Origin of the sequence: Pseudoalteromonas sp. S16_S37 (assembly GCF_014694405.1) — a bacterium.
Lineage (GTDB): Bacteria > Pseudomonadota > Gammaproteobacteria > Enterobacterales > Alteromonadaceae > Pseudoalteromonas.
The window spans coordinates 64,140-80,038 of record NZ_JAAUWV010000002.1 but is presented as its reverse complement, the minus strand read 5'-3'; the positions used below and the strand labels follow the sequence as shown (position 1 = coordinate 80,038).

The window sequence follows — 15,899 nt, the reverse complement described above, 5'->3', positions numbered from 1 at the left end:
AATTCTGATAGGAATAAAAAAGGAACACGATGGATAGTTGGTTTCGCGCCTTACTTGGCGCTTCTCGTAGCCAAAAACGACTCATTACTTTAGCACTAGACTCTGTTTTTATTATAACAGCTTTTTGGTTGGCGCTAATTGTTAGGCTCGATAGCATTGCGCCTTTAACTGTCACCAAAAATTGGCTGTTATTGGCTATTCTTTTACCAGTAAGTTTGTTTGTTTTTGTCCGCTTAGGGCTTTATCGTGCTGTTCTGCGCTATGTTGGTGCTAATGCCGTTGGGGCGGTAGTTCTTGGTACCCTTGTTAGTACAGTGGTGTTGGTCATGGCGGCGTTTTTTACTCAAACAACAATTCCCCGCACTATGCCTATTATTTACGGCTGGTTGATGGTGTTATCGCTAGGTGGTTCGCGTATTTTAGTCAGAGCACTTATTTGGCGCTTATCTGCGGTGACTAAAACGCCAGTGGTGATTTACGGTGCTGGTGATGCAGGCCGCCAACTAGCTACGGCGCTTGCAACCGGGCCTGACTATTATGTTACGGCGTATCTAGATGATGATAGTGGTAAGCATGGAGCTATTATTCAAGGGATCCCCGTTATTCCTTTTAACGAAATTTATAATTTAATCGATAAAAAAAGAGTTAAAAAGGTGTTGCTGGCATTGCCTAGTGTGCCGCGCTCTCGCCGTAAAGAAATACTCGCTAAGTTAGAAAAACTGCCGCTCGAGGTGATGACAGTACCAGGTATGGCAGATGTCATCGACGGTAAAGCACAATTGGATGAAATCAAAGAAGTTGAAATTGAAGACCTATTGGGCAGAGACCCCGTAACACCCAAACCAGAGCTGATGGCTGCAAATATCAAAGACAAAGTCGTTATGGTGACTGGCGCTGGTGGTTCTATTGGCTCTGAGCTATGTAGGCAAATTATAGTAAATGGACCTAGCAAGTTAGTGCTTTTTGAAGTGTCGGAGTTTGGCTTATATAGCATTGAAAAGGAGCTGAATCAGCTTGCATTGAACAAAGGCGTATCGTTGGAAATAGTACCAGTGATGGGCTCGGTGCAACGAGTCAACCGTATTGAAACTTGTATGAAAGCCTTTGGGGTGCATACCGTATATCATGCTGCGGCCTATAAGCATGTACCGCTTGTAGAGCAAAATGTCGTTGAGGGTGTTCGTAATAATGTATTTGGTACTTATTACACGGCTAAAGCCGCTATTAACGCAGGAGTAGAGACCTTTGTATTAATCTCTACAGATAAAGCGGTGCGCCCTACCAATGTAATGGGTGCAACCAAGCGTATGGCAGAGTTAGTGTTACAAGCCTTAGCTGAAAGTAAAGTAACGTCTAAAAATACCCGTTTTTGCATGGTACGTTTTGGTAATGTACTCGGCTCTAGTGGTTCTGTTGTTCCGCTATTTCGTAAGCAAATTAAAGAGGGCGGACCAATCACTCTAACTCATAAAGACATCACCCGATTTTTTATGACCATACCGGAAGCTGCCCAGTTAGTGATCCAAGCGGGAGCAATGGGCAAGGGTGGTGACGTATTTGTGTTAGATATGGGTGAGTCTGTTAAGATCAAAGACTTAGCGACCAAAATGGTGCATCTCTCTGGCTTAGAGGTAAAGTCAGAGTCAAATCCTCACGGTGATATTGAAATTAAATGTACAGGTCTGCGTCCTGGTGAAAAGTTATATGAAGAGTTATTGATTGGTGACAATGTTGAAGAAACCTCTCATCCACGGATCATGACGGCCAATGAAGTAAAATTGCCAATGGTAGAGCTTGAAGGTTTTATGAGCGCAATGGATGCAGCGTGTCACAACTTTGATCATGAGCTTATCCGTAAATTGTTGTTAGAGGCGCCTACAGGGTTTAATCCTACAGACGGTATTTGTGATTTGGTGTGGAATGAAAAGCATCAAGTGCTGAATGCTCTGCAAGAAGACGAGAAAAAAGTTGTTAACTTTAGAAAACTTTAACATCTAGTGAGCTCTTAACATAACAGTGAAAAGGTTTCAACTGATGCATTTATTGAAGCTTAAGCTAAATTGCCTTTGTACATATTAGAGGTCAATAGCTTGGGTTTTTCTATACTTAGTTGTACGATAGCTTAATAACTCTAGTGGTAGAGGTAGTTGCCTGTCTCTATCTCAATTGAACCAAGAATTTAAAACTATAAATTGGTCTGTGTACATGTCAAAAATAAATAAGATCTTTGCAGTTAGCGTTGTTCTTGCTAGTGCGCCTGTTTTAGCAGATAGTCAAATCACAAGCTATTCTTCATTTGCTGGCTATACTGGACTTATTAATACCCCAAATGCTGAAATATTAGAAAAAGGTGTTGTTGATTTTAGCTATAACAATCAACTCGATTTACGTGGCACTAAATATATTGATGGTCATAATTTTATCTTTTCTGCTGGGATTTACGACGGGCTTGAAGTCAGCGGTCAGATTGCATCGAGTACAATGCATGATAGTTTGTTTGACAATAAGGGCCAAACGCGAGACCTGTCTTTTAACCTTAAATACCAAATCCCTTATATTCCCAAAAACTGGTTCAACCTCGCCATCGGTGGTAAAGACTTAGGTGGTGCTGCAAACAACTACGAAACATACTATTTAGCGGGCTCAAAAGAGTGGAATGACTTTAGGTTTTCTGCCGGTTTTGCGGTAAGCGATCGCGCAACAGGGCAAATGGATGGTGCGTTTGCGGGTATTGAATGGCAGCCATTAGACTGGTTTGCATTGCAAATTGAGCATGATGCCGATGCAGTGAATGCGGGCTTGCGTTTAACTGTACCTAAAGAGTGGATTTATGATGTGGGTACGTTAACATTCAGCGGCAAATTGTATAGCAATACTGATTACTCTGATAAAGACACTTATTGGGGGTTGAACTTCTCAATGCCTTTGTTTGAACAGGCAGTACTCAATGACCCAGCAGAAGCTGCACCTGCGCCTATTTTAGATAACCACAATCAACGAGAAGCTGCGTTTAAAGCGCATTATCAAAAGCAGCGAGAACTTGCCCAAAAGCCATTAGAAGAAGCAAAGCAAGAAGTCTCTGAGCGTGATAAGTTTAGTAAGTCGCTTACTTTGCAAACGCGCGAACTTAAAAATGCGTTAATTGACGATGGTTTTGAGGCGGTAAGTGTCGGTTTTAACCGTGAGCCGCATATTGTTGTAAGTTTTGAGAACTTTGTATTTAATCGTAATGACATTGACGCGATTGGATTGGTATTAGGACGTATTGCAGAGCACATAGATGAGCCAGATGCAAAATACAGCATTCAGTTACTGAATCGGGGTATGCCAATGTTGTTTGTGCGCGGTAACGTAGATAACTACCGTGAGTTTATCAACACTAGCACCACACCAGATATGGATATACGCCGCGGCGAAATGGAGCCACTTGGCAGTGTATCTTGGGTTGGTATGCCAAATGCCAACAGCCCTTATTTTAAGCCTCGTTTAACCATAGGTCCTGCGTTGAATAACAGAACTGCAACAGAGTTAGGCGTATATGATTATTCACTTGCTGTCAGAGCCGATTTGGAATTACCCATGTGGTACGGCGGCGGATTGAGTATCAGCGCTCAGTCTGAACTGGCTAAAACTGATGACTATGAAACAGGTAAAGCATTTGGTCGATTAGCTGAAAAAGATGGCATTACTCAAGCAACGTTATATCAAAGTTTAGCGTTGCCTTACGGCATTTATAACCAAACACATATCGGCTTTTTTAGAGAGTTTAATCAAGACTTCACTGGTATTAAAAATGAAACAGTTTGGCTAAGTGGTAATGGTCGCCACCAATTTAAAGCAGATATTGGCTACTTAGAATATCAAGATTATGATACAGACCGAGACTATCAAGCCTTGTCGTATCGCTATAACTGGATAGAAAAGGATGTGAGCTTCCATGCAACGGCAGGTCGCTTTTTTTATGATGACAGCGGCGTGAAAGTTGAAACGCGCTTTTGGTTTGGAGACAGTTACATATCCGTGTTTGCACAAGATACAGATGTACAGTTAGCAGGGGTGTCATTTAGTATTCCGCTAACACCGCGAAAAGATATGTCAGCAACTAGCTACGGTCAAATTAAAGGGAACGAAGCTTGGCGCCATAGCGTAAGTACCCGTATAGGTGAGTCTCATAATAATGTAACAATAGGCCGAGCAAAACAGATTGATACACCACTGAGTGTAACTAAAACGTTATTAAATCAAGGTCGGCTTTCAAGTAGCTATGTTTATGCAAACTTGGCTCGGTTACGAGAGGCATATTTGACTCATCGTTAAGTGAATTTGTTTTTAATGTGGGGTAACGTAACTTTAATATTGGATAAGTTTATGAAAAGTTAAAAGTTGCGGTAGTTTTTATAAAGTAGTGCTTGTATAATTTATCAACTACTTTTACCCTGCTTTCGGTTTGAAAGTTTTTTCTTGCTTAGGCCTTTTGTAGTATTGTTGGTGATAGTTGTATCGCCTCAGTTTCTACAGAGGTAACACATCGGTTTGAAAGAAGTGCCGTTGAAAATAAAATTAGGAAGAATTGGAAATAAATACAAAGTTTCCTATAGTATAAATTTGAATTATAAACTGTGCGGGAGTTGTTTGGGCTCTTGCGAAAAAATGGAACAAGGACTAATCATGCTTGCTAATAAAAAATCTCTCTTGGCAGTCTCAATCGCTGCTTCGCTAACGTTAACAGGTTGTTTTAGCGACAACGACAATAATGTTAAGGTTACACCACCAACACCTACGGAGCCAGTTACAGAAGTAGTGCCTCCTTCAGGCCTTGTAACTGAACAGCCTGCGAAAGTGTTTGCTGTGAGTGTTATCGACTCAGTCAACGCAGATGTGTTGGAAGGGGCTACGGTATCATTTTTAGTAGATGGTGCTGCTGCAACAAGCTTAACTGATGTTAACGGTGCTGACTTAACTTCGGTGGTTGTTGATGCATCAGGCAGCTTTAATTTTTTAAGTAAAGAAGGCGCGTCTGGTGAAGTAACAGCAGTGGTAACGCAAACAGGTTACGCTGCAAAAAGCTTTATTGTGGACCTAAACGCTGAAGCAGAAGAAGGTGCTAAGGATGTACCTTTACAGTTTACCCTAGTGAAGATTGCTGGTAATAGCTTAAAAGAAACGACAAAAGCTGTAGCGGTTGATGGCGCTGTGACTACTGCTGAGGTAACCGTTGAAGCAAAAACTGAAAGTGGTAAAGGCGGTACTGGGGTAGCTATTGATGCAAGCACTGAGCTAAGAGATGCAACAGGAGCCCCTGTAAGTGGTGGAGATGTATCACTAAGCGTATTAGCTGCTGACTCAAATGATAATAGCGTTGGTGCAATTATTCCTGAAGGTTTAAATGCCGCTGGCGCTACGCAAGTTGCAACACCTGTTGGTGTAACTAATGTTAACATGCAAGCTGGTACAACAAAAATTAAGCAATTTAGTAAGCCTATTACACTAACCACAACGCTACCAGCAAGTAGCGGTGTAACTGTGGGAGACGTGCTGGATGTTGCATCTCACAATGAAGATACAGGTGAGTGGCAGAGCGAAACAAACAAAGCAACAGTAACTGCGCAAAATGCAGATGGTACGTTTGCTGCACAGTTTAAAACAGACCATTTAACTTTCTTCTCAGTGAATAGAAATGCACCAGTGTGTCAAGACGGTGTTTCGATTAACGTTACAAGTGGCACTGTGCCTCCTCGTGGTTTAGCTGTTTCAATAACGTCTTCTGATGGTTCAATTGGTAGTTACTTACGCGGTAATTCAAAGCAGATTATATCTGGCAGCGCAACTGCAAGATATGGTATTAGTGCAACTGCAACAGCTAATGTTAGAGTGTATGATTACTCAGGTAATGATTGGTACAACTCAAATGGCGAAGTGAGCGTGTGTGGTGCTATTCCAGTTACTTTAGGCAACCCAGTTCAAACGTTTGATGCTGACTTTACATTAGCTGGAACGTGTGCAGATACTTCAAATGGTACTGTTGCTGTTGATTTGTCTGGTTCAGTGGTAACTTATGCTAAAAATGGTAAGGCTGCTTCAGTTGCTGCTTCTTTAGGTAACTCAACATTCAGATTATCTGGTTTAGAAGCTAATGCTGAATATACGATACGCACAACAGTGCGTGGTGCACAAGTTGCTAGCGGTGGTCAATCTGTTGTGACTAATACAACTACAGGTGCAGCTACGAGTCCTATCTCTCAAGCAGTTACCTTAACGTGTGAAACGCGAGTTGTAACAGGTGGTTAATACCACGTACTTGTAAAAATAAAAACGCCAACCTTAATTAGGTGGCGTTTTTTTATGCTTGATAAAATACAATCAGTTAGCTATGTCGCTCTATAAACCTTTGCCAGTGCACATTGCTGTTTATCACTCTGATTGGAGCAACAATTTGTTTAAGTGAATTTGCTATTGGTGGTTCCGTGAGCTGTTCATCCTTCAACCCCATTAAGTAATGAAAAGCAGGCTTATTAGCACGTTGAATGGCGGCAATACGAACTTGCTGCTCAAAGTTTAATCTCAAACTGCTTATGGCTGTTTTATGCCCTTGCTGATCTATATTGGGTAGACCACACTTTTGTAAATAACCTAAGCGCTCTCCCTCTCCTGAAAACCAGATCCTCACTTTTTCACTGTAGCGACCTGATTTTGAAGGTAAATCAAATAGTAGCCTGTCTTGGTTTTCACTTTTAACAAACTGAATATATTGCTCAAGTCCCGCTTGCCAAAGGGCTGTGTGTATTGGAACAAAGCGGTGCTGAATTTTTCCGTGAGTGATAAAGCTAAATCCATGAACGCCGTCAGTTTTCACTATATCATCTAATTGTAAGTTACCTATTTCATCACTATACGCACCGGTGTAGTACGCGATGAGTGGTAGCCAAAAATGCCAGTGTTTGGGCTGCTCTCTGAGCTGTTTTTCATCACTGTAGATATAACCATTAAAAAGCGTATGTAGCTCCATAGCAGAAAAAGCCCGCCGGCCTAAATGCGATTTCATGCTTGTTGTTATACCTATTTAGCTTTCAAGCGCTTAGTGTATCTTTTTACCATGGTCTAAATAAAGTCTCTGATGCGTTTTATTACGAACATAGCCGCTTATATGATATTGAGGTATACTACGCGGCCAAACTCGCTTTGTACTTTATTTTGGTCTCTTTAAAGGCATCATTTCATGACTTTAGCAAATACACATTTTCGTCGCTTTTCCGTTGCGCCTATGTTGGATTGGAATTGCGCTCGCTTATCTTCCTTTAAATACAAGGCTTACAGAGAGAAGTAATAAAAAGTTCCCCTATATGACCCCCCAATACAGGGGATGTTTCATTCCTAATTTTGCTGAAAAATGCGCTTTTTTCAAGAGCACTATTTGAGGAAAGTAGCTCAATAGTTTCATCGCTCTTTTACATTTAAAGTAAATTCACCATTTCTGGTATGTGTTTCACTTCTTGGCCTAGTTCTTCAGCGGCTTCATTAATGATCTGAATACAGACATCAATGTGTTTGATTTCCGATTCGCTTAACTGGTGCATCATCGCTTCGCTTTTTGCTTGCTGAATTGACTCTCTTACTGACATGATCATTTGCCTCATCAACAATTGCAGACGAGGGAGTGATATACCAAATTCATGGGCGAAGTCTGCCAACATGTAAGCAGTAAACGGGAGATTAAAATTACCAGCACTGCCAGTACCATATTCACCTATCGACATCGCGAAATGGTTTGCCATTGGCGTATTAGCGTTTTCATCAGCTTGCCTTGCCTGGATCTCTCTAATGATGGCCTCAATATTTACTAAATCGTAAAAAGGCGTAAGATTTAAACCCTGTTTACCCACAAAGAAACTGATGTTCTTACCGTGAGCATCATAGTTACGCACTAAAATGTTAAAAGTCATCCAGCGTATAAGTTGCGTTTGATACGCTTCGGTATTGGTTGTTTTTACATTGAACAGTTTCGGAAAAGACACACCATCACGAATATAAATACCGTCGCCTTCATCACCGTGTTGACGCTCGTATTTGTAAGAAGGGGGAAGGTTAGTAGCTTGGCAGCCATCGATAACGTGACGGCGCATAACACGCTGTTGCTCAGCTATTAATTTACGGTCAAAACGGTCAATGACAAACGCACTGACTTCTCCATATTTTCGTACCGACACCTCTGGTACATCGATACCCGAATGTTTTGCTAGTAACATGGTAAATAATTCATTCACAGCAATAAAAGGTGCTTTACCCGTTTCAAACTTAAAGATCTTATTGGAGCAAAGCTGACCTTCACCAAAGCCTAATTTGCCATCTATCTCTAATAAATTAAGTTTATCTTGTACACCCGCGACTGATAGCCTTGTACGACCATCCCAATAGGTAATTGATTCTCCAGCATTCTTAAAACGAGCTAACTTTTCGATGAGTTCTTCATTAGTGACTTCTCGAAATGAAGTTTCGGTTTCTTCATTGCTCTGACTTGTAAATGATAACGCGCCAGATGTGTCAGCACCGATGATCTTGATAAGCCCAAAGGTATTATTTTTGGAGATAGTGGTATTACTCGTGATCTCTTCTAACCCTTTACCTTCAGGTAATAAGTTTTGTAGGAAGTTCCGAACCGCCCTGTGATCAAACTCACCGTTCAAAGGCAGGTGGGGTGAGATAGCAAAACCCTCTTTAATCCAATCAGGCTCGTAAGTTAAGGTTAATTCGGTTTCAGAACCTACAGGAATGGTTATTGCCGCAATTCTACGACCATGACCGATATAAACGTTTAGGGTATTTAGATCAGTACCAGTCATCACTTACCCCTGTTTCTTCTTTGGAAGTTGCATCATCACAAAGAAGGCTAAATGAAAGACCAAGGTATTCCATTACCTTGAGAAGGTTCGCTAACTTTACATTGGTATCGCCTTTTTCTATTTTCACCAGCGTTGGCTTTGAAATAGACAATGCTTCAGCTACATCTACAAGAGACAGCTTCATACCTGTTCGCTTTGCAGTGATCGCCTCAGCGAGCTGAGTCGGGGTAAAGCGTTCTGATAAGTTAGGCATCACTGTTGCCTTAACCGCTTTACCTGTTCTATTTGTCTTGGCAAGGTTACTCATATAAGTTAACTATTATTTACTTTTAAATATAAAGTAATGCCGAAAAGGTTATAAGTCAATTATAATTAACTTATAATCTCTGAGAGCCTTTTCACTATTAAAAGTCACTTATAGTTTACTTTTAATGCTCTAAATAAGAGTCTAGGGAAGCTAGTTCATTTTTAATAGAGCGCCTTACTTCAGCACGCTGATGACCTGTTTAGATTTTGAGAAAACTTCAACACCAGACTCCTTCACTCGCACTTTTGCCAAATAAACCGTTGTATTCTTCCTCTGCCGTTTCGAAATGCTATAATACGCCATTATTTTATATCCTATTTTTGTGCCCCTCAGGGGGTGAAATAGGGGGGTTATGCCGAAAAACGCCATTTTTGGACTTTTAATAATTCTCCATTTGGTTGATGTAAGGTTTTGAATTTAAAGAGGTATATTTCTAAATGGTTAAAAAAGAATTAGATAGGCGTTTTAGCGTTGCACCGATGTTGGATTGGACTGATAAACACTGTCGTACTTTCCACCGAAAGTTAACTAAGCATGCAGTGCTTTATACAGAGATGATCACCACTGGAGCGATTTTGTTTGGTAAAGGTGATTATTTAAGCTTTGGTGAGCATGAAATGCCTGTTGCATTGCAGCTTGGGGGCTCGGATCCAAAGGCTTTAGCGGAGTGCGCAAAACGTGCTGCTGAGCATGGCTACAGTGAAATCAACCTTAATGTGGGTTGTCCTTCCGATCGCGTACAAAACGGTCGTTTTGGTGCGTGTTTAATGGCTGAACCACAATTAGTTGCTGATTGCGTTGGCGCAATGAAAGCGCAGGTCGATATTCCGGTGACGGTTAAAACGCGCATCGGTATTGATGAGCAAGACTCCTATGAGTTTTTGACAGCTTTAATAGAAGCATCAGCTAAAGTAGGTTGCGACGATTTTATTATTCATGCCCGTAAAGCATGGTTACAAGGCTTAAGCCCGAAAGAAAACCGAGAAGTACCGCCACTTGATTATCCGCGCGTCTATCAGTTAAAAAAAGATTACCCAGAGCTACACATCAGTATTAATGGTGGCGTTAAAACGCTGGATGAAAGCCTTCACCATTTGGCGCATATCGATGGCGTAATGGTTGGACGTGAAGCGTATAGCAACCCATTTATGCTCTCTCAAGTGGATGAGCTTATCTATGGTGACGAAGCTTTTGTACAAACACGTCATCAAGTTGTGCGCAGCATGTATGATTACTTTGAGCAGCAGATGTCGTCTGGCGCTAATTTTTGGCACATTGCTCGTCATATGTTGGGTATTTTTCAAGGTCAGCCGGGGGCGAGGGGTTTTAGGCGTCATTTATCTGAAAATGGCCATAAAAAAGACGCAGATCTTCGAGTAATGGAAAAAGCGCTTAGTTTTGTTCCTGAGTAGCCCTTATCAAACACAATAAATCAGCCGCATTTTATGCGGCTTTTTTTTGGTCAAAATCCTCATTTTTTAGTCTATTAAGCTACAGTTCAACATTTATACATTGCAATTAAGTCTACAAAATTAGATAAATCATTGATTATTAAGTGTTTTTAATTTTGGCATAAAGATTGGAATAACAAGTTAAACCAACGCCTATGCAAAGGAGCAGAACATGGCCTTAATTACTCGAATTGAAGACTTAATTAAATCAGAAGTGAATGCGTTTTTAGATAAAGCGGAAGATCCGCAAAAACTTGCAGCGCAGTTACTTATTGACCTAAACGATGCGTTAAGTGATTGCCGTAGCACGGCAGCAGCAATCATTTGTGAGCAAAAAACACTTGAGCGCCGTCAAGCAAATCAAAGCAAGCAAATAGATATGTGGCAGCAAAAAGCTGAGCACGCGTTAAGTAAAGATCGCGAAGACTTAGCCAAAGCCGCACTTAAAGAGAAGCAACAGCTGGTTGAGGCCATGCAGGCGTTAGAGCAGCAAAAGTCTACTTTAGATGAAACGCTAACAAAATTGAAAAGCGATGCTGATACGTTAGCAAACAAGATTCAGGCACTCAAAGCCAAACAGCAACACCTATTGCGTGCACATCGAACAGTGAATGCACAGCTAAAGTCGCGCAGTACTTTGCACAGCCAAGACGTAGAGGGTGTATTGTCTCGCTTCGAAAAATTGGAGCATAAAGTTGAGCGTATTGAAGCGCAAGTAGAAAGTTATGAGTTAGGGCAAAGCTCTACAGCACAGCAGTTTGAACAGTTTGAACGAGACGAAAAGATAGCAGCTGAACTGGCGAGCTTAAAACAGCAAATGCAGCAAAAAAGTACTCAAGTGAGTGCTTAGGAGTTTAGTTATGAGTATTTATAGTGAGAAAAAAGCGTGTTTTCGTGATTTGCGAAATAAAAAGCTAGCGGGTGTATGTGCTGGTATCGCACAACGTTTCGACATACCTATTTGGTTAACTAGGGTGCTTACTGTACTGATATTTTTAAAATTCCCGTTTATGGTTGCTATGGCGTACGGTATTTCATACGCCGTGTTACCGAGCAAGTCTTAACAGGAGTAGACGCAATGAAAACCGCATTTTTAGTTCTTATAGCACTGTTGATCTGTTCTACATTGTCGTGGCTTAACTCTCCGTTGGCATGGCTAAGCATCCCTGACTTTGTAATGGAGTTAAGCTGGGTCGGAATGGAGTTATTCACGGTACTTGTTGGCACAATTGCTTTTATTGCGATTGTCGCGTTACTAGGAATGGGGTTGATTGGTGCGATATTGGTAGTGCTCATTGGGCTAGTATTAGCGCTACTATTTAACTCCATTGTCATCGTCTTGCCATTGTTGCTATTAGTGGGAGTCGGTTGGTTGGTGATGGAGCCAAAGTCGGCTTGTTAGTTTCTTCAAACTGCAATTGGTTGACGCGAAACTGCTTAATTCATGTTATGATTTAAGCAGTTATTGCTATCGTCAAGGAAAGTTCATGTTTTCAAAATATCTGGGAGCATTCGTTACAGCAACGCTTATTTTTCTCCCAAGTCTAACTTTTTCAGTACAAGCCCAGTCACAAGAACATGGCTCTAATCTACAGTTAAATAACGCCAAAATTCGCCAGTTTTTACCCTCGGCAAAGTCGACTGCAGCATATTTTTCTTTAGCCAATCACAGTGACAAGCAAAGAGTATTGAAAAGTGCATTGATTTCAAAAATGGGTCGAGTGGAAATGCACGAACATGTTCATCAAAATGGCATGATGCGTATGCAACAAGTCAATGAAATAGCCATCGCGGCTCATAGCAGCATTGAATTTAAGCCGGGTGGGTATCACCTGATGGCCTTTGAGCCCGCTGAAGAGCTGAAAAAAGATGAGCAACTTAGTTTAACATTACTTTTTGCTAACGGTGAACAGGTAACGGCCTCTCTGCAGGTTGTCTCTTTACAAGATGAGATGCAGCAAAAAGGGCATGATCACTCACAACATAATCATCATTAGGAGCCATTATGCAGCAACACATTGGAAAGTTTTTTGGTGCACTGGGTGCTTTTATCTTCCTAGGTTATTTACTCGCAGTTTATTGGAGTGTTGAGCCTGATAAGTTTGATGTTGTTGCGCGAGCGACAGAGCAAGCTGCGCAACACAACGAGAAGTTGGTAACAGGGTATGTGACGACAAATACATTGATAAGTGTCAGTGAAACACTGCTTAATAAACCAGGCGGTTATTTGTCAAATGACATGTTACCACCAAGTGTGTTTATGGATAATATGCCGGCGTGGGAATACGGGGCGCTTGAGATGGTACGGGATTTGGCTTTATCGATGCGTAAAGACTTCAGTCGCTCACAGTCTCAATCTACAGAGCACACGGCGCTTAAGATGGCACAACCGCAATTTAATATCAGCTCAACTGCATGGGCTTGGCCAAGCGCAGAGGGTGAATATCAAACGGGCATTGATTATCTAAAAGAGTACCGTTCAAAAATTGCAAATCCTGCAGAGAGAGACAGTCAGTTTTATGCTAGAGCCGATAATTTAAGAGGGTGGCTCAAGGAAGCTGAGAAACGCTTAGGCAGTTTAAGCCAGCGCTTAAGCGCCAGTGTTGGTCAAGATCGGATGAATACAGATCTAGCTGGAGATAGCGCTGCCAACCAGGCAACTTATGCACCAAGTCATAGTGAAATAAAAACGTCATGGTGGAAAATCGACGACGTATTTTATGAAGCCAGAGGTGCTAGTTGGGCACTTTTGCACTTTTTAAAAGCAATAGAGCACGATTTCTCAGATGTTTTGGCAAAAAAGAACGCTACAGTGAGTTTGCAGCAGATCATTCGTGAGCTAGAAGCAACCCAAGAAACAGTGTGGAGCCCTATGATATTAAATGGCAGTGGCTTTGGATTGGTTGCTAATCACTCGTTAGTGATGGCAAACTATATCTCAAGAGCTAATGCCGCTCTTATTGAACTCAGTGAACTTTTAGCGCAAGGATAAACAATGAAAAAATACTGTATCGCAGCCGCGTTGTCGATGGCTTGTCTTGCACCTTTTGCTCAAGCAGACACGTTGCTTGGTTTGTATTTAGGAGCACAAGGGTGGCAAGCAGATAACTCAGGTAGCTTTGCTGAAAAGGGCAATGCTCAAACCTTCAACTTTGATGATAAAACGTTCTCTAGCTATTATGCCGCTCTAGAGCATCCGATCCCGTTGGTGCCAAATATCAAACTTCGTTATACTGAACTTGAATTAGATGGTTCAACAACGCTATCAGAGACTTTTGAGTTTGGTGGTAAGAACTTTACCGTAGGTACTGCTGCAAGTACGGTCACTGATCTGAATCATGTTGACTACACCTTGTATTATGAAATTTTTGATAATGATTTAGTGTCGTTCGATTTTGGTGTAAACGTTAAGCAGTTTGATGGCTCAATTAAGTTAACGGGTACGGCTCAAGGGGCAACTACCACTGAAGTACGTGATTTCTCAGGGTTAGTACCGCTTGGTTATTTAAAAGCGCAAGTAGGTTTACCAATGACTGGCTTTAGTGTATTTGCTGAAGGCAGCATGCTGGCAATTGATGACAGTAAAATTCAAGATTATCAAGTGGGTGTAGCGTGGGAGATCATCGGTAGCATGGCAATGGATGTGTCGGTGAAAGCAGGTTTCCGCTCTATGGTATTGGAACTTGATGATGTTGATGATATTTCAACAGATATCGATGCATCTGGCCCATTTGCTGGGGTTGAAATTCACTTCTAAATGTTGACGCATTTATAAAAAAGCGGCAGTAGCCGCTTTTTTAAGGCGCGTTTAACTCCATTGGCACTCAAACTCTTCAGCTAAGGCTTGTTCCAGTTGCTGTTTATATTTCTTATTAATTGGTGAACTAACTAGTTTTTTCAACTCATCACCTGTTTGGGTCAGTTTGTAGTAACTAAGCACCAGTTCATTACTTTTAGGCACAAGTGTGAGTTTTTTACTATGAAAAGAAAACTGTAAAGGCTGGCCCTGTTTTAAGCTTGCCGATTCAATTTCTTTTCTATAAATCAAGTTAATGTCCATTAAAGTAAGAATATTAGGAAAGCTTAAGCCGGCTATACTTAGGTTTATCGACTCTTTATTGCCTTTTCTGAGTAGGTCAAAGAACGAAGGCTTCTTATAATAACCAAGCAAGATCAAATAACTGTCTTCTTTTTCAAGATAACCACACAAAGCCGCGCATTTTTGCAGCGCTGATGCTTCTCTTTGCGTCATTTGTTTAAGGGTTTGCAAGCTCTTAATAGAAAATGTTCCCGGAGAAACAGTCTCGCCAACTAAAATTTTAGCCCACAGTTTTTGCATGTTTTGATTGGCAATATCTTCTGCTAAATCAATAAAGTGCTCTAACCAATCTGGATCGGGACGTCCTTGACTTGTCACATCAGGACATACACTTAATGCCATCGCTGTGATCTGCTCAATATTTTGTTGGCGCTGTATTTTATTTAGCTGCTGGCGTTTTAGTGCGCGCTTTAAAATGCTGTCTTCACTGCGAACCGAGTAGCTAATCGGCATGGTGCCTTTTGCACTGTAACTATTATCCGAACCACTACGAGCGCCAAAATCACGGCTTTTAACCATAGTGAAACCAAGTTTTTCTTCTATCAAGGCGGCAAGGCTTGCTTTAGCTTGGGCGTTTTTTACACTCATATAGCTGCTCGCAATTTAAGTTCAGTTTGTAAATTATTAAATGCTGATATCATCATTTGTTGCAAATAATACTCAACATAGAGAGCCGCATAACCTCCTAGAAGAGGAGAGTTTATTGCCCCATTCATTTGCCAAACCACCATAATTGAATTGTTGTGGCGAATGAATAATAACTGGCCTTTAGCGCTGTGTTCATTGTCAAAAAGCACTGAAAACTGCATTTCTAGCTCTGTTTGTTTGGTGATAGTCAGCTCAATTTTTCCAAAATGATGATCTATCAAGGCATGAGCACCAATTCCGTAGCTTGGACTAGAAAAGTACATATTTTGAGGTTTACTGATACGTTGCCACACCATCAGTTCAGACCAGCGTTTTAAGTCAAGTAAGGGAGAAAGTTGCTCCAGATCAGTCGTTGCAAAGGATGTTTGTTGCTTTAATTGATACTTGTGAGGTAGCAGCAAGCCCGTCACCACACAAAATAGAATGGTTAACAGTAAGGCCTTTATTACAATAACGAGGGTTTTAATACATATCTCCTAATGCAATATTGCTGACATCTTACACGCAAGTGTTTGAACATCGTCTATAATATTTCATGTGTGTGAATGAAATTTATA

General features: G+C 41.2%; 15 protein-coding genes. 10 read left to right on the top strand and 5 right to left on the bottom strand.

The window, feature by feature from the left end:
* Positions 1 to 29 precede the first annotated feature (29 nt).
* From HC733_RS01360 to HC733_RS01350, 3 genes are all read left to right on the top strand, one after another.
* Positions 30 to 1,991 (top strand): polysaccharide biosynthesis protein, encoded by a 1,962-nt coding sequence (locus tag HC733_RS01360; protein ID WP_190363263.1) that lies wholly within the window; start codon positions 30 to 32, stop codon positions 1,989 to 1,991.
* A 214-nt stretch (positions 1,992 to 2,205) separates the two neighbouring features.
* A complete protein-coding gene (locus tag HC733_RS01355; protein ID WP_190363262.1) occupies positions 2,206 to 4,317 on the top strand; it encodes a YjbH domain-containing protein in 2,112 nt (703 codons plus the stop codon).
* 351 nt (positions 4,318 to 4,668) lie between these two features.
* Complete coding sequence (locus HC733_RS01350; protein WP_190363261.1) at positions 4,669 to 6,288, top strand: hypothetical protein; 1,620 nt, start codon at positions 4,669 to 4,671, stop codon at positions 6,286 to 6,288.
* Positions 6,289 to 6,364: 76 nt separating this feature from the next.
* Here HC733_RS01350 and HC733_RS01345 read toward each other — a convergent pair whose 3' ends face one another.
* The 3 genes from HC733_RS01345 to HC733_RS01335 form a co-directional block, all read right to left on the bottom strand.
* Positions 6,365 to 7,042, bottom strand: coding sequence for a hypothetical protein (locus HC733_RS01345; RefSeq protein WP_190363260.1), 678 nt, complete (start codon positions 7,040 to 7,042; stop codon positions 6,365 to 6,367).
* A 409-nt stretch (positions 7,043 to 7,451) separates the two neighbouring features.
* Entirely contained in the window at positions 7,452 to 8,840 is a 1,389-nt protein-coding gene (locus tag HC733_RS01340; protein WP_446727606.1) for a HipA domain-containing protein, read from the bottom strand.
* Complete coding sequence (locus tag HC733_RS01335) at positions 8,824 to 9,144, bottom strand: helix-turn-helix domain-containing protein (protein WP_238937395.1); 321 nt, start codon at positions 9,142 to 9,144, stop codon at positions 8,824 to 8,826. The genes HC733_RS01340 and HC733_RS01335 overlap by 17 nt, the downstream gene beginning before the upstream one ends.
* 437 nt (positions 9,145 to 9,581) lie before the next feature.
* On the opposite strand from HC733_RS01335, the gene dusA reads away from it, so the two are divergent.
* The 7 genes from dusA to HC733_RS01300 all read left to right on the top strand — a co-directional run bounded on the left by dusA (position 9,582) and on the right by HC733_RS01300 (position 14,352).
* Positions 9,582 to 10,556, top strand: a complete 975-nt coding sequence (dusA, locus tag HC733_RS01330; protein WP_190363258.1) for a tRNA dihydrouridine(20/20a) synthase DusA — start codon at positions 9,582 to 9,584, stop codon at positions 10,554 to 10,556.
* Between the two features lie 211 nt (positions 10,557 to 10,767).
* Positions 10,768 to 11,445 (top strand): PspA/IM30 family protein, encoded by a 678-nt coding sequence (locus HC733_RS01325; protein ID WP_190363257.1) that lies wholly within the window; start codon positions 10,768 to 10,770, stop codon positions 11,443 to 11,445.
* Between the two features lie 10 nt (positions 11,446 to 11,455).
* Complete coding sequence (locus tag HC733_RS01320) at positions 11,456 to 11,659, top strand: PspC domain-containing protein (RefSeq protein WP_190363256.1); 204 nt, start codon at positions 11,456 to 11,458, stop codon at positions 11,657 to 11,659.
* A gap of 14 nt (positions 11,660 to 11,673) precedes the next feature.
* Positions 11,674 to 11,997 (top strand): hypothetical protein, encoded by a 324-nt coding sequence (locus HC733_RS01315; RefSeq protein WP_190363255.1) that lies wholly within the window; start codon positions 11,674 to 11,676, stop codon positions 11,995 to 11,997.
* A gap of 85 nt (positions 11,998 to 12,082) precedes the next feature.
* The gene (locus tag HC733_RS01310; RefSeq protein ID WP_190363254.1) at positions 12,083 to 12,592 is read left to right on the top strand and encodes a copper chaperone PCu(A)C; all 510 of its coding nucleotides are present in this window, start codon (positions 12,083 to 12,085) and stop codon (positions 12,590 to 12,592) included.
* 8 nt (positions 12,593 to 12,600) lie between these two features.
* Positions 12,601 to 13,587 carry a DUF2333 family protein gene (locus HC733_RS01305; protein WP_190363253.1) on the top strand — a complete coding sequence of 329 codons (987 nt, stop codon included), beginning with the start codon at positions 12,601 to 12,603 and terminating at the stop codon, positions 13,585 to 13,587.
* 3 nt (positions 13,588 to 13,590) lie between these two features.
* Positions 13,591 to 14,352 carry a TIGR04219 family outer membrane beta-barrel protein gene (locus HC733_RS01300; protein ID WP_190363252.1) on the top strand — a complete coding sequence of 254 codons (762 nt, stop codon included), beginning with the start codon at positions 13,591 to 13,593 and terminating at the stop codon, positions 14,350 to 14,352.
* 51 nt (positions 14,353 to 14,403) lie between these two features.
* Here HC733_RS01300 and HC733_RS01295 read toward each other — a convergent pair whose 3' ends face one another.
* Together HC733_RS01295 and HC733_RS01290 are read right to left on the bottom strand one after the other, a co-directional pair.
* Positions 14,404 to 15,282 (bottom strand): TIGR03899 family protein, encoded by an 879-nt coding sequence (locus HC733_RS01295; RefSeq protein WP_190363251.1) that lies wholly within the window; start codon positions 15,280 to 15,282, stop codon positions 14,404 to 14,406.
* A complete protein-coding gene (locus tag HC733_RS01290) occupies positions 15,279 to 15,743 on the bottom strand; it encodes a hypothetical protein (protein WP_190363250.1) in 465 nt (154 codons plus the stop codon). The genes HC733_RS01295 and HC733_RS01290 overlap by 4 nt, the downstream gene beginning before the upstream one ends.
* Positions 15,744 to 15,899: the final 156 nt, after the last annotated feature.

Coding starts and splice junctions, on each gene's coding strand:
- HC733_RS01360 (WP_190363263.1), top strand. CDS start 30: ATGGATAGTTGGTTTCGCGCCTTACTTGGCGCTTCTCGTAGCCAAAAA.
- HC733_RS01355 (WP_190363262.1), top strand. CDS start 2,206: ATGTCAAAAATAAATAAGATCTTTGCAGTTAGCGTTGTTCTTGCTAGT.
- HC733_RS01350 (WP_190363261.1), top strand. CDS start 4,669: ATGCTTGCTAATAAAAAATCTCTCTTGGCAGTCTCAATCGCTGCTTCG.
- HC733_RS01345 (WP_190363260.1), bottom strand. CDS start 7,042: ATGAAATCGCATTTAGGCCGGCGGGCTTTTTCTGCTATGGAGCTACAT.
- HC733_RS01335 (WP_238937395.1), bottom strand. CDS start 9,144: ATGAGTAACCTTGCCAAGACAAATAGAACAGGTAAAGCGGTTAAGGCA.
- dusA (WP_190363258.1), top strand. CDS start 9,582: ATGGTTAAAAAAGAATTAGATAGGCGTTTTAGCGTTGCACCGATGTTG.
- HC733_RS01325 (WP_190363257.1), top strand. CDS start 10,768: ATGGCCTTAATTACTCGAATTGAAGACTTAATTAAATCAGAAGTGAAT.
- HC733_RS01320 (WP_190363256.1), top strand. CDS start 11,456: ATGAGTATTTATAGTGAGAAAAAAGCGTGTTTTCGTGATTTGCGAAAT.
- HC733_RS01315 (WP_190363255.1), top strand. CDS start 11,674: ATGAAAACCGCATTTTTAGTTCTTATAGCACTGTTGATCTGTTCTACA.
- HC733_RS01310 (WP_190363254.1), top strand. CDS start 12,083: ATGTTTTCAAAATATCTGGGAGCATTCGTTACAGCAACGCTTATTTTT.
- HC733_RS01305 (WP_190363253.1), top strand. CDS start 12,601: ATGCAGCAACACATTGGAAAGTTTTTTGGTGCACTGGGTGCTTTTATC.
- HC733_RS01300 (WP_190363252.1), top strand. CDS start 13,591: ATGAAAAAATACTGTATCGCAGCCGCGTTGTCGATGGCTTGTCTTGCA.
- HC733_RS01295 (WP_190363251.1), bottom strand. CDS start 15,282: ATGAGTGTAAAAAACGCCCAAGCTAAAGCAAGCCTTGCCGCCTTGATA.